Raw genomic sequence first — 18,358 nt, forward strand, 5'->3', positions numbered from 1 at the left:
CTTGCTATCTATAATAAATAGTCTAATACTACTAAAGACACTATCGCCTCAACTACTACAACACCTCTTATTGCTATACAAGGATCATGCCTTCCTTTTATTTTTATCCTAGTATTGCTCATTGTTTGTATATTCACTGTTTCTTGTTCCTTCCCAATAGATGGAGTTGGTTTAAAGGCTACCTTTAAATTTATAGGCATTCCACTGCTTATTCCACCAATTATTCCACCAGCATGGTTAGTCTTGGTCTTTATTTCTTTTCTTTCATCAATATAGAAATTATCATTGTTCTCTGAACCTAATTTCAAAGCACCCTCAAATCCAGATCCGAATTCTATTCCTTTAACTCCCGGTATGGCAAAAGACATCTTAGCAATATTATTTTCTAAACCATCAAATACAGGGTTTCCTACCCCAGGTGGTAAGCCAAATACAGAACACTCTACTATACCTCCTGTAGAATCCTTTTCTTTTACTAACTCCTGTAGGACCTTATCAATTTTTTCAATATTTTCCTCATTAATTATGGAATATCTATTATTCTCAGACTTCTCTACAGCCTTCTGTATGTTTTCTATATCATTATGTCTTGTGTCTTGAATTTCTCTAATTCTATATAGGTGAGCAGATACGAGAATATTCTTGCTTTCAAGGATTTGCTTAGCGATACCTCCAAAAGCAGTTAAAATTGCTGTTAGCCTTGCCGAGAAATGCCCACCACCAATTAAATCTATATGCTCTCCAAATTTTTTCTTAGCTGAAAAATCAATATGTGAAGGTCTTGGAGTATACGCTAAAGCTTTATAATCCTCCGGTCTAATATTATTATTTTCAATAATAACTGCCAGTGGATCTCCCATAATAATAGAATCCTTTATCCCTGATAAAAATTTTATTTCATCTCTTTCTTTTCTTTGAGTTACATATTTCCCAGAACCTGGTTTTCTTCTTGCCATAAATTTGTCTAGTTTTTCCATATCAACTTTTTGTCCATGAGGTAATCCATCTATTACTCCTCCAATAGCAAAACCATGAGATTCTCCAAAAAGGCTTATTTTTATGTTTTCTCCTATACTAACTGATGACATCAAAGATCCCTCCTACTTTTTTAAAGTCGTCAAAAAAATTAGGATATGATTTTTTTACCGCTCCTGCATTTACTATCGAGACAGGTTCTTTACATTTAATAGATGCCATGGTTGCTGACATAACAATTCTATGGTCATTAAAAGAATTCACAATTCCACCATCTAAAATTTCCTTCCCTTGAATAATCAGTCCATCATCTCTTTTTTTTACGTCTGCCCCTAAACTTTTTAACATCTGAAATGTACTTTCTATTCGATTGCTTTCTTTAAGTTTTAGTCTTTCTCCACCTTTTAAAATACTTTGTCCTTTTGATAATGCAGCCACTACTGATAAAATTGGAAATAAATCAGGTGTTTCGGAAAAATCTACTTCAAAGGAGTTTAAATGGCTTCTATTAGAACTTATAAAATCATCAGAACAGGTGAGAATTGCTCCAGCCTTTTTAAGAATTTGAACTATCTTTTTATCCCCTTGACTAGATTCTAAATTTAAACCAGACATCTTTATTGAGTCTCCTAAACAACCTCCTACAAGAAAGAATGCTGCATTAGACCAATCCCCTTCGATTTGATATTCTTTAGGTGGGAGTATCTTGTCTCTCCCCCCATATATTTCAAATACACCCTCTTCTAACTCATTAACTATTATTCCAAAATCTCTTAATACTTTTATTGTTATATTTACATAAGCCCTAGATTCTAATTTAGTAGTAAGATATATTGAACTTCTTTGATCTAGTAGTGAAGAAAGCAAAAGCAAGCCACTGACATATTGAGAACTAATATCACCACTAATTTTAAAAAAATCAGTGGTCACATTTCCTGAGATGTTAATTGGAAATCCCTTTTCCTTGAAATATAACCCTGATTCTTCTAACGTTTCGATTAATTCTCTAATCGGTCTTTTTCTAAGACCCTCAGAACAATCTACTGTTGCCTCTTTTGAAAATGTACTTACAAGTGGTAAAAGTAATCTAAGTGTTGTTCCACTCTCTTTACAGTGTAATTCAACTTTAGATTTCTTTATGTTTCCAAGGCTTGTAATTCTAATTGAATCTCCTTCCACCTTAGTTTTAGCTCCTAATTTTTCAATACAAGTAAGTGTAGCTTCTATATCTTCTGATATTGTATTTACCTGTTCTAATATGATTTCTCTGTCTTTTGCTATTCCACTTAATATAATTGCTCGATGTAACAGCGACTTTGATGGTATCGACTTCATCTTTCCCTTAATTTCATTCGGCTTAATTTTTACATTCATTCGACAACCACCTTTCATAAGCAATGTTTTAACACTTCTAATAGGTTAGACTTATCTACAATATCAATTCTGCAATCACCTATTAATTTTGGATATATAATATTTATCTTGTCTCCATTGCTTTTCTTGTCTTTTAAAATTTCGCTGTAAAGTTCCTCTGCACTATAACTACAATGTGTTGGTAGATGATATTTTCTAAGTATTTCTTCTACTCTTTTATAGGTTCTCTCATCTGTTTTTCCCATATTGTAATATCCTCTAGTTATCATTGCCATTCCAATTGCAACACCATAGCCATGTGGTAAGGTATAGTCGCTTAGTTTTTCTAAGGCATGACCTATTGTATGACCAAAATTTAAAAGTTGTCTTTCTTTTGTTTCTTTTAAATCCCTCTCGACAATTTCCTTTTTAATTTCAATGCTTCTTTTTACAATCTTCTTTATTATTTCTTCATTGTTTAAATCGCTTTCTATAATTAATTCGAATAGTTTTCTATCTTTTATAATCGAAGCTTTAATTGTTTCAGACAGTCCATTTAGAAATTCTTTTTGAGGAAGGTTTTTTAAGTAAGTAAAATCTATAAACACAGCTCTAGGATTATAAAAACTTCCGATTAAATTTTTCCCGTCTTCTGTATTGATTGCCGTTTTTGATCCAATGGATGAATCAACCATAGCTAAAAGACTAGTAGGTATTTGAATATAATCTATGCCCCTCATATAAGTAGAGGCCACAAATCCAGCTAAATCACCAACTACCCCACCACCTAATGCAATAATTAAATCATGCCTATCCGCTTTTATTGAGGTCAAATATCTTATTATTTTTTTTATAGTATGTTTCTATATTTTTGGACTTTTCCCCTGCTTCTATAACATACTTATAAAGCTTATAATTTTTTAAATTAAAACTGTTGCCTATAAAATGGTCCACATTGCTATCTGTTATTACTATAATGTTCTTGTACTGTTTTTTGCTTGAAATAAATTCATTTAAGTTTTTTAAAGCAACGCAATCTAAATATATTTTGTATTTAGATTGCGTAGTGTTAATAAATATATCCATCTCTTAATCTTCTATATAAACTAACTTGTCTAAAATGCTTCCTGCTTTTTCTTTAGTTTCTTCTAATTCTCTTTCTGCTTTTGATAATTTTACAATTCCAGCACCTACTCGAATCCATGTTTCTTTGTCTGTTTGAAATGCAGTTCTTAAAGCTAATGCCACATCCATTGTTCCATTTTGATCATAAGTTAGTACGCCTCCGCTATATAATCCTCTTTCGTCTTTTTCTAACCTATCTATAGCATCTATACACTCTGCTTTGGGTATTCCAGATGCGGTAACTGCCGGGAAAAGAGCAGTAAATGCATGCCATTCATTGAATTCTTCTTTAAGCGTCCCTTTCAACCTTGATGCTAGATGCTGAACTGAACCCCTCTCCAAAACCTCCATGAATTTAACTACCGATATACTATCCTTTATACAAACTTTTTCTAATTCTTCAAAAGCTAACTTAACAGAAACAGCATGTTCAGCAATCTCTTTAGGATCTTTTAATAATTCACACTTTAATTCCTTATTCTTTATAGGATCATCTGTTAATGCTCTGGTTCCAGCTAGAGGAAATGTGTATACTTTTTTTTCTTCATCCACCTCGACAACAGTTTCTGGACTAAAACCTATAACTTCAACATCACCAATTTTCAGACAATATGAACGTGCAGGGGTATTGTATTTTCTCCCTAATAAAAAACTATCTTTTAGCAAGATTTTTTTCTCTAACTTAATTTTTCTGGACAAAATAACCTTATCATACTTACCATTATTAATTTCTTCTATTCCTTTAGAAACAATCTCTTTGTAGTATTCACTATCTATTGATTTTAGCTTTTCTAAAGCAACTGGCGAAGTATTTTTTTTCAACTCTTCTTTAGTAGAATTTATTGCACATTTCTCCACTGCTGAAATTATTTCGTCGATATTATCAACAGATTTTATTTCTATTGAGCTATCTAAAATTCTAATGTCAGTTCTTGGAATAAACATCTTTAACAAAACTTCCTTATCACTCACATTTTTCAAAAATGTATGCTTTGCATAATTAAAATCAGCGATTCCATACATTCTCCAGTCAGTAAAGTTTATATTTTCGAAAACCTTCTTCATGTCTTCACTTAGATCGCTTACCTTATGTTCTACAGTATCGCCATTTTCAGTTATTAGGATTTTGTCTGTATACACTTCAATTCCAATATATTCTCCTATAGCAACTGATATTTCATTGAGATTTTCATACACCACATAAGGTTGAATTTCATTAGCTATATCTTCTATTATTTTTATCGCTAACACAAATGAATTCAGATTGTCATTATCTGAAGTATCTATAGTGGCCTTACCATAAGTTTCTCTGTTTATTTTAGGCATATTATCCTCCTTTATCAAGTTAGTCTTAACTAACTTGATTTTAACATATTTATTTATAAAAATCAATATGTCACTTCAAATAATTTTAAAATTTGTAAGGAGGTATAAATTTCTACATAAAAAAAGCAATTATAATTAAATCAACTTAGATTTACCTAATAATTTAATTAAAACTGCCTAACTGAAAATATTTGCTTATTTTTTACTGCTTTCTTCTAAAAATGCTTTAATCTTTTTAAATGTTTCATTTGATATTACATGTTCAACACTACATGCTTCTTCATTTGCTTGTTTAGGTTCAACACCTAAATCTAAAAATAGATTATAAAAATAAATATGTTTATTATATAATTCTTTACCTATTTTTTCTCCTTTTTCCGTTAGCTTTATTGACATTGATTTCCTGTACACATACCCCTCATCTATTAAATTATTTATAGCCACACTAACTGATGGTTTGCTTAACTTCGTATAGTTAACAATATCTTTATTATAAACATCCTCTTTTTCTCTCAATAAAACATAAATTACTTCAATATAGTGTTCCTTAGAAAAAACTTTTCTGTGAAGCTTAACGCCCAAAATCATACCCCTTTTCTTTTTTATATTTTAATGTATACCCCATTAAGGTAATTATAAAATATATTCTCTAACATTACAAATATATTAAAACCCCTTAACACTTATTCAGCAAGCACAGTAAGTGCATATGCACTTACTAAAAATGAAATAAGAATACTACGATTATATCACTTATTTTTTCCCATTTTACTTGTTGGGGAATATCCCCAAACCCCTAAATTTATAATAATTAAATTCAGCAACAAACGCTTATAATAGCCCCAAAGTAAACTTGAATATTATATCAAAAAATGATAAAATATAAGCAATAAAAAATTAAATCAGGAGATTTCCAGACGAAATATATAGAATAAATTAAACCTGTAAGTCAAGTTATCCTACTTGAATTTACAGGTTTTTCTTTTTTATTTCGATTAATAAATTTATTAGAAAGAGAACTTCAAGGAAGCTTACTACGAGCTCTATCTATATAATTATTATCCCATAAGAAAGAGGGATTGAGAACAAAATGTAGTATTTATTATTACAACTACAATATACGAGGAGGTTAAATTATGACAAGTAGATTTAGAAATAACGGAATCTATTTAATGTTATCTGATGAGGAGTTAGAATTGCTAAATGAAAAATATAAAGCATCTAAGTGTAAAACTCTTAGGCAATTTATTATGAAATGTATTTTAGAAAAAGATATTTATGTATTAGATATGGATGTCTTTCGTGAAATGTCAACAAATATAAGTCGTACTTCAAATAATATAAATCAAATTGCTAAAAGGGTAAATACTACATCAATTATATATAAAGATGATGTAGAAGATTTAAAAATCTTATTAGAAAATCAAGCAAAAGATATTTTCTCTATGCGTAAAAAAATATACTCTCTTACTAATTCTAATAGCATAAATACTGAGAAAGAATAATGGCAATTACTAAAATTCATCCTATAAAATCCACTTTAAAAGCGGCACTTGATTATATTATGAATAGTGATAAAACAGATGAAAAAATTCTAATTTCCTCCCTAAACTGTAACCCTATAACTGCTCATTTAGAATTTGAACAAACAAAAATAGAATGTAATTCTAAAGCAAAAGTTTTGGCAAGACATTTAATTCAATCTTTTTTCCCCGGAGAAACTACTGCTGAAGAGGCTCATCAAATAGGAATAGAACTATGCGATAAAATCTTAAAAGGAAAATATGAATATGTTCTTACTACCCATATAGATAAGGGGCATATTCACAACCATATACTATTTAATAATGTTTCTTTTGAAACTGGTAAAGCATATCAAAGTAACAAAAAAACTTACCACCAAATTAGAAATCATAGTGATGATTTATGTAGAAAATATAAGCTCTCTGTTATAGATGAAGATTATGTAAAATTTAAAGAAAAGTATAAAACCAATGGTAAATCCTACAAAGAATATATTGAATTTAATAAAGGAAAATCTTGGAAACATAAACTTCAAATTTCTATTGATCATGCTATTAATAAAGCAAATAGCTATGAGAATTTCTTAAAGCTTATGGAAGAATATGGCTATGAAATTAAACTTGGAAAATATCTTTCTTTCAGACATAAAAAACAAGGAGAAAAAGGGCGATTCATTCGTGCGAGGGAAACTACTCTTGGAAAAGATTATACAAAAGAGAAAATAAAAGAAAGAATTGAAAATAAGGTAAATGAAAATTACAAAAATAACAAAATTTGTTATGATAAAAAATCTTATAAGAAATTTGATAATATAATAGACACAGAAAGTAATGAAAAGGTTAAATCTTCTAAAGGTTATGAAATATGGGCAAGAAAGCATAACATGAATACTATGGCGAAGACCTTAAATCAGCTTAGAAAATACGGTCTATCATCTAGTATGGATTTGGAAACTAAACTCCAAGAAGAGGCTGTTAATAGGCAAGAAATCCTAAATAAAATTAAAGATGTTGAAAAAGTTATGAGCGAAATTTACGTAGCTATTGAAGACATTAACACAATAAAAATAAATAAGGTTATCTATAAAACCTATAAAGAAAATCCAAATGATAAAGATTTTTATAGTGAATATAAGCCTCAAATTATCGCATATGAAAAAGCAATAAATGCTTTAGAAAAGTGTCAATATAAAAATCTAAGTATAAAAGAGTTGTCAAAATTATATGATGAATACAAAAATAAAAAAGATATTCTTATGGATGACTACGCCAACGAGAATATATTGATAAATGAATTGACTCAATTAAGAAAGAATACTGATAAGTATATTTATAATGAATTGTATAAGTAAGGATCTGGTGTATCAGCTTCTTCGGATAGATTTTGAGCTGATATTTTTTCAATATAACCCATCATTTTTCCTTAAAGACAACCAATAAAAAAATATAGGAGGCAGACTAAAACCTGCCCCCTATAATCTTTTACCTTTCTATGCTATTATCCTTTTTCTTATTTTCATCCACTTTCATATCCCCTTTAGTCTTAAATTCCTTTAATTTCCCTATTGTTGATGCTTTTGCTTTTGTATGCTCTTTAGCTTTTAATAACTTTGCAGAGTATACTTTTAGACTTGTGTATTCCTTATTATCCTTTCCCATACTTTTCTTTTCTTTTCCAAATAGGTGTACAAAATCTCCTTTTTTCAAATTTTTTACTTGATTGATTTTGTCATTATAGGCGTAGCAGCTGATGAATTTTGCATTTCCTTCCTTGTCATTTTCAGCAATAGAAAAGGAGGCTACTTTAAAGTCCCTCCCATCTTTCGATTTTAAATCTTTAATTTCTATATCAGTTGCTATATTTCCATCTATATTTACTGTATCCTTTTCTTTATTATCTATATCTTTCATCTCTTTATCTCCTTGTTCTTGATTAGCTTCTAAATTTTCTTTTAACTCTTCTTCGTCTATATATTCAATAAACTTTTCATCAATAAGACCCATAACTGAATCGTTCATATAATTATCATAGGCATTATTAAGAACATTTTCATTTTCTACTCCTGTTTCAAGAGATATAATACCTTTTACAAATTCTTTATGATTATATTCTGCTAAAAAATCTATTGTATTTTTCATGCTTTCAAAATTTGTATTTTCCATATTTGCTATTGTTTTTATATCACTTGCGTATCTAACAGAATTCCATTCATACTTTCCACTTTCTTTATTAAACTCTACTCCTGTGGCTAAAATAAATTGATTTCCGTCAAATAAGGTAGCTTGATTATCTTTCACATCCAATACCATAGTGTCTCCAAATTCAGTTTCAATTACATTTCCCTTTTTTATATTCATTTTTATTCCTCCATTTCTATTTTTCTCTCTCTTATCTGTTAAATCTTTTATTTCTTCTTCCTTTCCATCACTAATAATAAATTGTTTTATTTCTTCAACTGTTGGATCATCGATTGTAGTCTGAATAAGTTCAACTAATTTATCTTCTGAAGTGGCAAAATTTTTAATTCCATATTCAACTATATTGTTAATTATTCTCTGAGTAGCACCATCAAAAGAAAAATTTTCTCGAATAAATTCATTAAAGCTATATCTATCAAATTCCATATTCTTTTTCCTCTAATAATCTCATTTAAAGCTTTATCTGCCACATGGTTCACTATTATTTATTTCTTTTATATTATTATTTACTGCTAAATTCCCCTTATATTCCTTTAATTTATCCATAATAGATGTTTTTTCTTTCCTTTCAAAATCCCCTATTTCCTGAACTTTACTATCTCTAAAGTCAGCATCATTTCTATCTATTATTCCATCTAAATCCATATCTTTAGATAATGGGTCATAGAAGTTGCCATCATCATCTATTTCAAATCCCATTACTTCTCTCAGTTTTTCTTCATTTACTGATACAAGCTCACTAAAATTCCAAAAGCCAATAGATGTCTTTATCTGTACTAGCTCTTTTAAATCACTTGCATCTAAGGGATCATAGGTGTATTGAAAGCTGTCAATTAGGTTCTTATCTACATAGGTGTTCATCTTGTAATTTATTAAATCTAAACTTACCTGTATTTCATGTTTTTCATCTGGTGTAGTTGTATAAGCTATTCCTATATCTGTTAAGTCAGGAAATATAGTATCAAAGTCCTCTAACCTGTTTTCTTCATCATATTCTCTGTTAAGGAAGTCTATCAATTCTTCCTTTACTTCTTCTAGTAATGGATTATCTTGGCTTATATCTTCACTTTTTCCCATATCTAGTAAATTATTTACTTCTGCAAGTCTTAGTGTCTTATCCTTTAAAAGATCAGCTTGTGGAAATGTCTTTTGTATTTCAATTTTAGCTGTTTGAAATTGCTCTTCTGTATCTTTTAGTTTTGAAATTGTATTTTCTAATCTTTCTGGTAATTTATCTAATACATTATCCATTCTTGTTATATTACCTATTTCATCTGTTCCAAACTCTCCTCTATATTCTCCCTTACCTTTTAATATAAAGTTATATTTATTGAAAAAAGAATCATATTTTATGGATAAATCAAAATTTCTATATTCACCTATTTTTTCTCCATCTTTATCCATTTCCCTATATATTTTAACTCCCTTAATTTTGTTCAACAAAAACTCTCCAGCTATTTTCTTATCTATATACTTCTTTCCGTCAATAATTAGAGAGGTAAATTTATTATCTTCTTTTAAATTTTTATCTACTTCTCTATAAGGCTCAACATTTTTAATATCTTCCTTTAAGTTCTCTATCCTTTCTTTTAATCTTTCTATTTCCTTTGGATAAAATTTAACTACTTTATCTTCCAGCTTATAAAGATTTGATTTAAAATTGGACTCTAGCATTTTAAGTTTAGAAACTTCAACATCAAGGTCCATCTTCTCCTTTATTAATGGATTTCCTGTTGCAAGAGCTTTTATTTCGGCATAGTTTAATGTGGCTTCGTCTACATCTTCTGCAACTCTTACAGGAGTCTTTGACGTCATAATTTGGGAAATATATTTTTGTTTATTCTCTAAGGTTTGGAATAGGTAGGCATCAAAAGTATTTTCTGTTACATATCTAAATATATGGACTTCATTATTCTCATTTCCCTGCCTCACAATCCTGCCTGCCCTTTGAGAAAGATCAGCAGGTCTCCATGGTATATCAAGATCGTGAATTGCAATTAGTTTGTCTTGGGCATTAGTACCTGCTCCCATTTTCTGTGTTGAACCAAGTAAGACTCTTATTTCTCCCTTTCTTACCTTATCAAAGATAGCGTCTTTTTCCATATTGTTTTTCGCCTTATGAATAAATTCTATTTCATTTTCAGGTACTCCCATATCTATAAGTTTTGTTTTAATATCATCATAGATATTAAAATCACTACTTGGTGTAGACATATCACAAAATATTAATTGAGCAGATTTTTTATCTTTATATTTATCCCAAATGCTAAATACATTTTTTATACAGGTATTTACCTTACTATTAGGATTATCAGGAAGTAAAGGATTGATTAATCTTTGATCTAATGCCATCTTCTTCCCATCATTTGTTATTAATAGCATATTATCAACACTTGAATCTACCTGCTTATCACGAACCTTATCTGCTCTCTCGGAAAAAGTTTCAAGAATTTCTTTTTGTTCTTCGGTAGGCTTTGTTTTTATAGTTTCATAATGGGCAATTGGTGTAGGAAGATTTAAAACATCAGCTGTTTTAATATCCATAAATCCTTTTACAGTATTCATAAGTTCAGGAAGATTATAAAATTTTGCAAATCTGGTTTTACTCCTATAACCATTACCCTCAGGATTTAATTCTATTGCCGTTATTGTTTCTCCAAAAGTAGACGCCCAAGAATCGAAATGTTGCAATTTCATCTTTTTTAATTCATCATACTGTAAATATCTCTGCATGGTATAAAGTTCAGCCATACTGTTGCTTACTGGTGTACCTGTGGCAAATACTAATCCTTTATTATTAGTAATTTCATCCATATAGCGGCATTTCATAAGCATATCTGATGATTTTTGTGAATCTGTAGAAGTAATTCCTGCTACATTCCTCATTTTAGAAAATAGATAGAGGTTTTTGTATGCGTGGGCTTCATCTACAAATAACTTATCTACTCCCAGTTCCTCAAAGGTTACAACGTCATCTTTCTTATAATCAGCATTTAGTTTTTCTAACTTTGTCTCTAATTTTTTCTTTGTTTTTTCTAATTGCTTTACAGTAAATCTTTGATCCCTTTCTCTTTTATATTCATCTATATAGTCAATGATTTCATCAATTTGACCTTGCAATTCATATTCTTGTCTTTCTTTTGATATAGGAATTTTTTCAAATTGACTGTGCCCTATAATAACAGCATCAAAACTTCCTGTAGCAATACGACTACAAAATCTTTTTCTTCTATCTGGTGTAAAATCTTTTTCTGTAGCACATAATACATTAGCTCCTGGATAAAGTTCATTAAATTCTCTTCCAAATTGCTCTACAATGTGGTTAGGAACAACAAACATTGACTTATTACTCATTCCAAGTCTTTTTGACTCCATGGCTATACCTATCATTTCAAAGGTTTTTCCTGCTCCTACTTCATGGGCAAGTAAAGTATTTCCACCAAACAAACCTCTTGCTATGGCATCTTTTTGATGTGCTCTTAATTCTATTTCAGGATTCATTCCCTCAAAAGTAAGATTAGATCCATCATATTCCCTTTGTCTTATGGAATTGAATCTTTCGTTATAATCTTCTACTAATCTATTTCTTCTTTCCACATCATCAAATATCCAGCTTTTAAATTCTTCTTTTATCATCTCTTGCTTACTTCTTGCAAGCATTGTTTCTTTTTGATTAAGCACAGATTTTTTCTTTCCATCACTGTCTTCTACTTGGTCAAATACCTTAGTATCTCTTAAATTTAAAGTATCTTCTATCAATTTATAGGCATTTACCCTATTTGTACCATAGGTAAAAGAAGCAAGGTCATTGTCCCTATCAGAGCTTTTTCCTTCAACTCTATACTCTCCTGTAAAGTCAGAATACTTAATATCTATATTCCACCTTGATGAAACTGGTGTTTTCAACAAGTCAAACATAAATTTTTTGTAATCTTGTTCCGGTATCCATGTTGCGCCCATTCTAACTGTAATTTCACTTGCATCTAGTGCTTTAGGCATAACTTCCATTAGTTTTGCTTTTTGAAAATGTAACTTTTTTAACTCTTCTTCTAACACCTCTCTATCTGCTGAATTTTCTTCCTTTTCTAATTCTCTTTCAATATTTTTAATATAAGAGTCTACAACTTTAATTTTATCTCTTATATTTCCTGACAAGTATTCATCAGCACTTACGTAAGGTCTTGAAAAATCTCCTAGCTCATTAGCAGACTTAAATGGATTTATATCATTAGGTTCAAAGGAATCTAAATTTAAAAATATTTCTCCCTTTAATTCTTCTATTAATTTATCTCTTGTTTTTCCTGTCAATTCTTCCATATAATCAAAATTTATTTTACCTTTTTGACTAATAGAGAGTACCAGAGCATCTATTGCCCTATCTGTATGATCTATTATTACAGCTTTTTTTATAGTTCTCTTGTTAAAGATATCAGATTTTCCTATAAAGTTGCCTTCTTTATCTAATTTCTCCAAAGTTGAAATTAAAGAAAAATTGGCATCTTCTCTAAATAACTTTTTATTGGTTTTTGAATTTAGTCTTCCATGTTTGCTATTGAAATCATCGTAGAATTTATTTAGATTTTCTTGTTCTTTTTTTATATCTTCATCTGAATAGTCTTCTCTTTGATAGGTTATAACTTTCCTTAAACTTTCATTTAATCTTAAATATTCTTTTACCTTATCTTTATCCTTTTCGTTTAAAGATATTTTTTGCATAATTGAATTTTCTCTAAAATATATTTCATCATCCACTAAAGCAAAAGAATAGTTTTTAACACTATCATCAGCTGGTATTGTTTCTTCTCCTAAATCATCATTTATTTGAGCTTCTTCATACATACCTTGGATATTTTTAATGGCTTTTTTTAGTCCTTCTTCTAAAGAAATATCTTTATTTTCAATACATGCAAGGCTTGTCCCAAATCTTGACGGTATTTCTTCCATAGTCCCTATTACCATCTGAGGATTATCTACAAAGTATTTATTATATATTAGTCCTTTTTCGTTTTCATCTAGCTTTACCCAGTCTTCATCTAGCTTTAATAGCCTATCTCTCTTTTTTAAAAAGATTATATCTGAAGTTACTTCTGTACCTGCTACTCCTTTAAATGTTCTATTAGGTAGTCGTATTGCTCCTAAGAACTCCGCCCTTTCTGATATATATCTTCTAACATCTTCACTTTTTTTATCCATTGTTCCTGAAGATGTTATAAATGCAATGATGCCGCCATCTCTAACCTTATCTAAAGTTTTAGCAAAAAAATAATCGTGAATTAGAAAGTTATTTCTTTCATACTCACGATCTGCTACTTTAAATTCTCCAAAAGGAATATTTCCTATGGCCACATCAAATAGGTTATTAGAAAATTTGGTTTCTTCAAATCCTTTTATTTGTATATTGGCATTAGGGTAAAGTTCTTTAGCAATTTGTCCACTAATCCTATCTAATTCAACTCCATAAAAGTTTGACTCTTTCATTTCTTCAGGTAGATTTCCTATAAATCTCCCTGTCCCAGCACTTGGTTCTAATAAATTTCCTTTTTCAAAGCCAAGATTAGAAAGACTTTCATAGATAGAGTCTATAACTACTTTCGGCGTATAAAAAGCTGTTAGGGTTGATTCTCTTGCCCTATTATATTCTTCCCCAGTTAGATTTTCTTTTAAAAAGTTTCTTGCATCAAGCCATTGACCTTCCTTTTCTTCATCAAATACATCAGAAAGTCCTCCCCAGCCGATATATTTTGCCAAAATTTCCTGTTCATCTTTTCTTGCACTTCTATTTTCTTTTTCTAAAACCTTTAAGACATTTATAGCTTCAATGTTGTTTTTTAATCTCTGTGAAGGTGGTAGGTTTTCTTCTTCATTAATAATTTTATAGTTTTCTAAAGAAACTTCAGAAACCCCTTCTATATTTTCTCTATCAGTCCTTATTAAATCATTATTTTCTTTCCATTCCTTATATTCTTCTAACTTCTTATCAATAGTTTCTTTTCTATGAGTGGTTAATTTTAATGAATTACCATCTCCGTCAATTTTGTCAATTCCTTTGAGGTAAGAAAAAGGTAGAGTAAATTCCCTATAATTTTTTGGATTAGACGAACTATATACTAAAAATTCTTCCTTTTCATTATCTACTCTTACTATAAACTGATCAGCAACAAGAGAAGATTTATTATTTATTACATCAAGGCTTTTATGTAAAAGCCTTGAATTGTCTTTTTTAACTTTTTCTTCGTTATTATTGTCAATATCTTCAAAGCTAATTTGTTCTACTAATTCCTCTTTATTGATAGATTGTTTTTTACTTAATATATCTTTTTCACTAGATTTATATTCTTCTAAATCTTCCTTTCTTACAAAAATATTAGAAACAGGTCTTTCTCTACTATATATTACTTCAGTAATACCACTCTTATCTATTGTACTTAAAGCTAATCTACCCATTCCAGCTTCATTAAATTCATTTTCTTTAATTAAATATTCCTTGTTTCTAAATTGAACTGGTAAGCCTAAAAGACTATAATCTTCTATTTCTAACGGAATTAATTCCTCTTTTTTTATAACTTCCAAATCAAGATCTTTGTAGTCATTAAAAAGAATTATTTCGCTTCCGGTAATAAAACCATTCATTAGTCCTGTGCTATCTTCTAGTTCTATAGTTTTAGGACTTGTAGTATCGTTAATGGCAGTTATAGTGTATTCTTTTCCTTTGTATCTAACATTCATACCTTCTTTAAATGGATTTTCTTCTTGTCTTGTTCTATCATTTTCAATTTGCTGATTTAAATATCCATTTAAAAGCACTTCTCTATGTTTATCATCAAGTAAATAAGGTAAGTTACTTAATATGTCCTTATAACTTTTATATTTTATAGCTTGATTAGAATTTAAAATATACCCATTGTATCGTAAATTTTGTTTAAGAGATTTCCCCTTAACATCTAAGATTAGCTCTACCTTATACCCTTCTTTTCCATCTATAATATTTTCTGGTTTTTTTAATAATCCATCTTCTATTTTCTTTGATAGTAGTAAGTATTCTTCATTTTGAGGATCAAAATAGTATTCTCTTTTTTCTTTGATATCCTTATCTATTAACTTGGAAATAACTTCTTTTTTATCTCTTATTTCTTCAATTTTGGATTTTTCTTCTTGCGATAAATTTATATTAAAAGTAATTTTATTTTCTTCATTTATATGTGCTAAATTTTGATATGCTCCATTGATTTCAAGATTTTTATTAAAAACATATATATCATTATAATAATCTGGAAATTGCTGATTAAAGCTTTGAACATCTATATCATAGCCTTCCTCAAATTTTGTAACTTTATCATCAGTAATTTCAAATAAACCTTCCCTTTCCAATTCTAATACATCATTTAAATTTGTAAGGTTTGCTTCTTTCATTTTGGCAGTAATTTCATCAAACAAACTGTCTATTTTTTTGCTATCTTCAAAAGATTTCCCTTTATATAAAGTATAGATCTTTCCTTGTGAGTTTTCCTTTCTTGGATAAACTCTAATTCCTGTCTCTTCTAGTTCTATATCCTTTGTTTTCTCTTTATCTACTAAAGCGTAATAAATTCCTACTTTTACTGCTATTTTATCTTCTACTATCTCTTTTGTTAATTTTTCTTCTACTTCATTTCTTAATACTTCTAAAGCTTTTAAATCCCTTTCTTTAAAGGAATGTGAGAATAGTTTTAAGTCCTTATCAAAATAGGCATCATATGAATAATATGTTATTTGATTATGGTTATTATCATATCCACTGGAAATATTTTTTATTTTTAAATATTTATTATCCTCTGTTTTAACTATATCTCCCACTTTTATAGAGAGTATCTCCTTATCATCTTCTATATTGTTTTCAAGTGAATTATTTAAATATTCTCTATATCTATGTTCTATTCTAATGCCTAATTCTTTAACCTTATCTATTGACTTCATATCATCTGGAAGATTTCCCTGCTTATCGGCAACTTCTCTCATGATTTTCGCATATTCTCTTTGAAATACAGAATTAAAACTTGCTAAGGTATTATTTCCTAAGTTATCTCTTGCCTTTATAATTTCATTTTCTAAAACTTTATCCTTAACTAATACATCGAAAAGTATATCTTCAATTTGGTCTATGGAAATTATTTTTTCATCTATCTTATTTTCTTCTATAGTTTGATTAAGTTCTATCTGATTTTTTCCTATTTGTTCATAAAGAAATTCAAAGTCTCTTTGGTTGATCTCGTTCACATCACCTATGTCCATCTTATAGTGATCAACTATTTCTCCATCTACTATATGGTTAAAATAGAATTTGGAATACCCCTCCCACTTATCAGTCATCTGACCATACTCATCTTCTCCTAAGGTCTTATTATGAAGTCTTATCTTTTCATCTATTTCCCTTATTTCATCTAATAGTTCTTTAGTCAGCCTTTGTCCTGCATAATCTTTTTCTATTAGACTTGAACCCTCTTTAAACTCAATTATCCAATAATCATCTTTTATATGGCTATCTAAATCAAAACCTATATTCTCTTTATTTTTATTAGTATAAAATTCCTTAAATTCTTCAAACCCATTTACTATATCATCATCTATAACTTCTTTGTTAGAATTAACTACAATATTTGGAATATCATCATATCGACTTTGACTTTCTAAAAGGTAATATTCTCTTCCTTCTATTTCTTCCTTTTCTTTAATATAAAAAGTGTCATGTATTCCCTCAAGAATAATTCCATCGTCTAACTGGTCTAATGGTATATCTAATTGTTTTTCAAAGGCTATGGAATATATATCTTCTTTTAAAAAGTTTGGTATAAATTCATCATAAATGATAAGTTTTCCATCATCACCTATACTTGCTACAGACTGTCCTTGATAATAATATATAGAACTATTATTTGTTCTTTCTATATATACATCATTATCAGTTGGAGGCAAATCATCTTGATAATTTATATACTCCTGGCTTTCTTTTTCTGTTTTATTGATTTCCTGATCTGTTTTTTTCTCCCTATTTTCTTCAAAACTTTCTTCATCTATATATCTATTCTTTTTAATAAGGTCATTAATTCTTCTTGAAACATTAGACCAAGATAGTAGTATTTCTTTTGCATTACCTTTATTATATTTTATTCCCTTCGCATCGTGCCACTCACTACTTTCTCTTGCAGCAGATAGTGCATGAGAACTTCCACCTACGCCATATTCATTTTTCAAGAAGTCTGCTTGTTCTTTCAAATCATGCTTTTTAGTGAAAAATTCATATATTCTTTTCTTTCCATCAGAAAACCCACTTCCTCTTTTTAAGTTTTCATCTATCTCATCTTGTGTTATGAAACTCTGAATAGGTGCAATATCCTTTAAATTTGACCTATATAATTTTCTTTCTATTTCTAGATCATTGATATCATTGTAGATTCTAGATAATTTATAATGATGAAATCTTAAAATATCAGGATTAATCTTATATTCTTCTAAAAATACCTCGTATTCTTTTCTGAGTTTATTTATAAAATTTTTATCTTCAAGTTTTTTCCCGAGATTTTCTTTTTCATCTGGGAAGCCTCTTCCTTTTATATCATTAAGAATCGCTAAATATCTGTCCTTAGTTTCATCAGAAAGATCTCTCTTTAAATACAATAATTTTTCTGCTATTTTTTCTCTTTCATATGTGGCACTTTCTATAACCTCCACGTTGCTAGCAAATTCTCCTCTATTTAATAAATCATTAATATTATTAGCTAAATGTTTCCAAGAAACTATTTGCCCTTCTCTATATCTTGCCTCATCTCCATCTTTAAAAATTGCTCCTTCCTTTCCAAACCATGCAGATATCTTTCTTCCTT

Annotated in this window: 10 protein-coding genes; 2 read left to right on the forward strand and 8 right to left on the reverse strand. The window is 29.1% G+C overall.

All coding sequences use genetic code 11. The features are described 5' to 3' along the window. Nucleotides 1-8: 8 nt before the first annotated feature. The 6 genes from aroC to ASHG_RS03035 all read right to left on the reverse strand — a co-directional run bounded on the left by aroC (nt 9) and on the right by ASHG_RS03035 (nt 5,367). Nucleotides 9-1,088 carry a chorismate synthase gene (gene aroC, locus ASHG_RS03015; RefSeq protein WP_040397442.1) on the reverse strand — a complete coding sequence of 360 codons (1,080 nt, stop codon included), beginning with the start codon at nt 1,086-1,088 and terminating at the stop codon, nt 9-11. Continuing rightward, nucleotides 1,075-2,349 carry a 3-phosphoshikimate 1-carboxyvinyltransferase gene (gene aroA / locus ASHG_RS03020; RefSeq protein ID WP_040397444.1) on the reverse strand — a complete coding sequence of 425 codons (1,275 nt, stop codon included), beginning with the start codon at nt 2,347-2,349 and terminating at the stop codon, nt 1,075-1,077. The genes aroC and aroA overlap by 14 nt, the downstream gene beginning before the upstream one ends. A 14-nt stretch (nt 2,350-2,363) precedes the next feature. Further along, nucleotides 2,364-3,161, reverse strand: a complete 798-nt coding sequence (gene aroB, locus ASHG_RS03025; RefSeq protein ID WP_244264242.1) for a 3-dehydroquinate synthase — start codon at nt 3,159-3,161, stop codon at nt 2,364-2,366. Continuing rightward, nucleotides 3,139-3,414 carry a hypothetical protein gene (locus tag ASHG_RS09315; RefSeq protein WP_244264243.1) on the reverse strand — a complete coding sequence of 92 codons (276 nt, stop codon included), beginning with the start codon at nt 3,412-3,414 and terminating at the stop codon, nt 3,139-3,141. Before ASHG_RS09315 ends, aroB begins: the two co-directional genes overlap by 23 nt. Nucleotides 3,415-3,417: 3 nt before the next feature. Then, nucleotides 3,418-4,779, reverse strand: a complete 1,362-nt coding sequence (locus ASHG_RS09320) for a salicylate synthase (protein WP_040397446.1) — start codon at nt 4,777-4,779, stop codon at nt 3,418-3,420. A gap of 195 nt (nt 4,780-4,974) precedes the next feature. Continuing rightward, complete coding sequence (locus ASHG_RS03035; RefSeq protein WP_040397448.1) at nt 4,975-5,367, reverse strand: metal-dependent transcriptional regulator; 393 nt, start codon at nt 5,365-5,367, stop codon at nt 4,975-4,977. A gap of 548 nt (nt 5,368-5,915) precedes the next feature. Here ASHG_RS03035 and ASHG_RS03040 point away from each other — a divergent pair. Both ASHG_RS03040 and ASHG_RS03045 read left to right on the forward strand, forming a co-directional pair. After that, nucleotides 5,916-6,284, forward strand: a complete 369-nt coding sequence (locus ASHG_RS03040; protein WP_040397449.1) for a plasmid mobilization protein — start codon at nt 5,916-5,918, stop codon at nt 6,282-6,284. Next, the gene (locus ASHG_RS03045) at nt 6,284-7,654 is read left to right on the forward strand and encodes a relaxase/mobilization nuclease domain-containing protein (protein ID WP_040397450.1); all 1,371 of its coding nucleotides are present in this window, start codon (nt 6,284-6,286) and stop codon (nt 7,652-7,654) included. The genes ASHG_RS03040 and ASHG_RS03045 overlap by 1 nt, the downstream gene beginning before the upstream one ends. A 130-nt stretch (nt 7,655-7,784) precedes the next feature. Here the strand turns inward: ASHG_RS03045 and ASHG_RS03050 are convergent, their stop codons facing one another. Both ASHG_RS03050 and ASHG_RS03055 read right to left on the reverse strand, forming a co-directional pair. Further along, nucleotides 7,785-8,927, reverse strand: coding sequence for a single-stranded DNA-binding protein (locus ASHG_RS03050; RefSeq protein WP_040397451.1), 1,143 nt, complete (start codon nt 8,925-8,927; stop codon nt 7,785-7,787). Between the two features lie 33 nt (nt 8,928-8,960). Then, entirely contained in the window at nt 8,961-18,206 is a 9,246-nt protein-coding gene (locus ASHG_RS03055) for an SNF2-related protein (protein WP_392389269.1), read from the reverse strand. Nucleotides 18,207-18,358 lie beyond the last annotated feature (152 nt).

Source organism: Anaerococcus senegalensis JC48 (genome assembly GCF_000321005.1).
In the GTDB taxonomy this organism is placed as follows: Bacteria; Bacillota; Clostridia; order Tissierellales; family Peptoniphilaceae; genus Anaerococcus; species Anaerococcus senegalensis.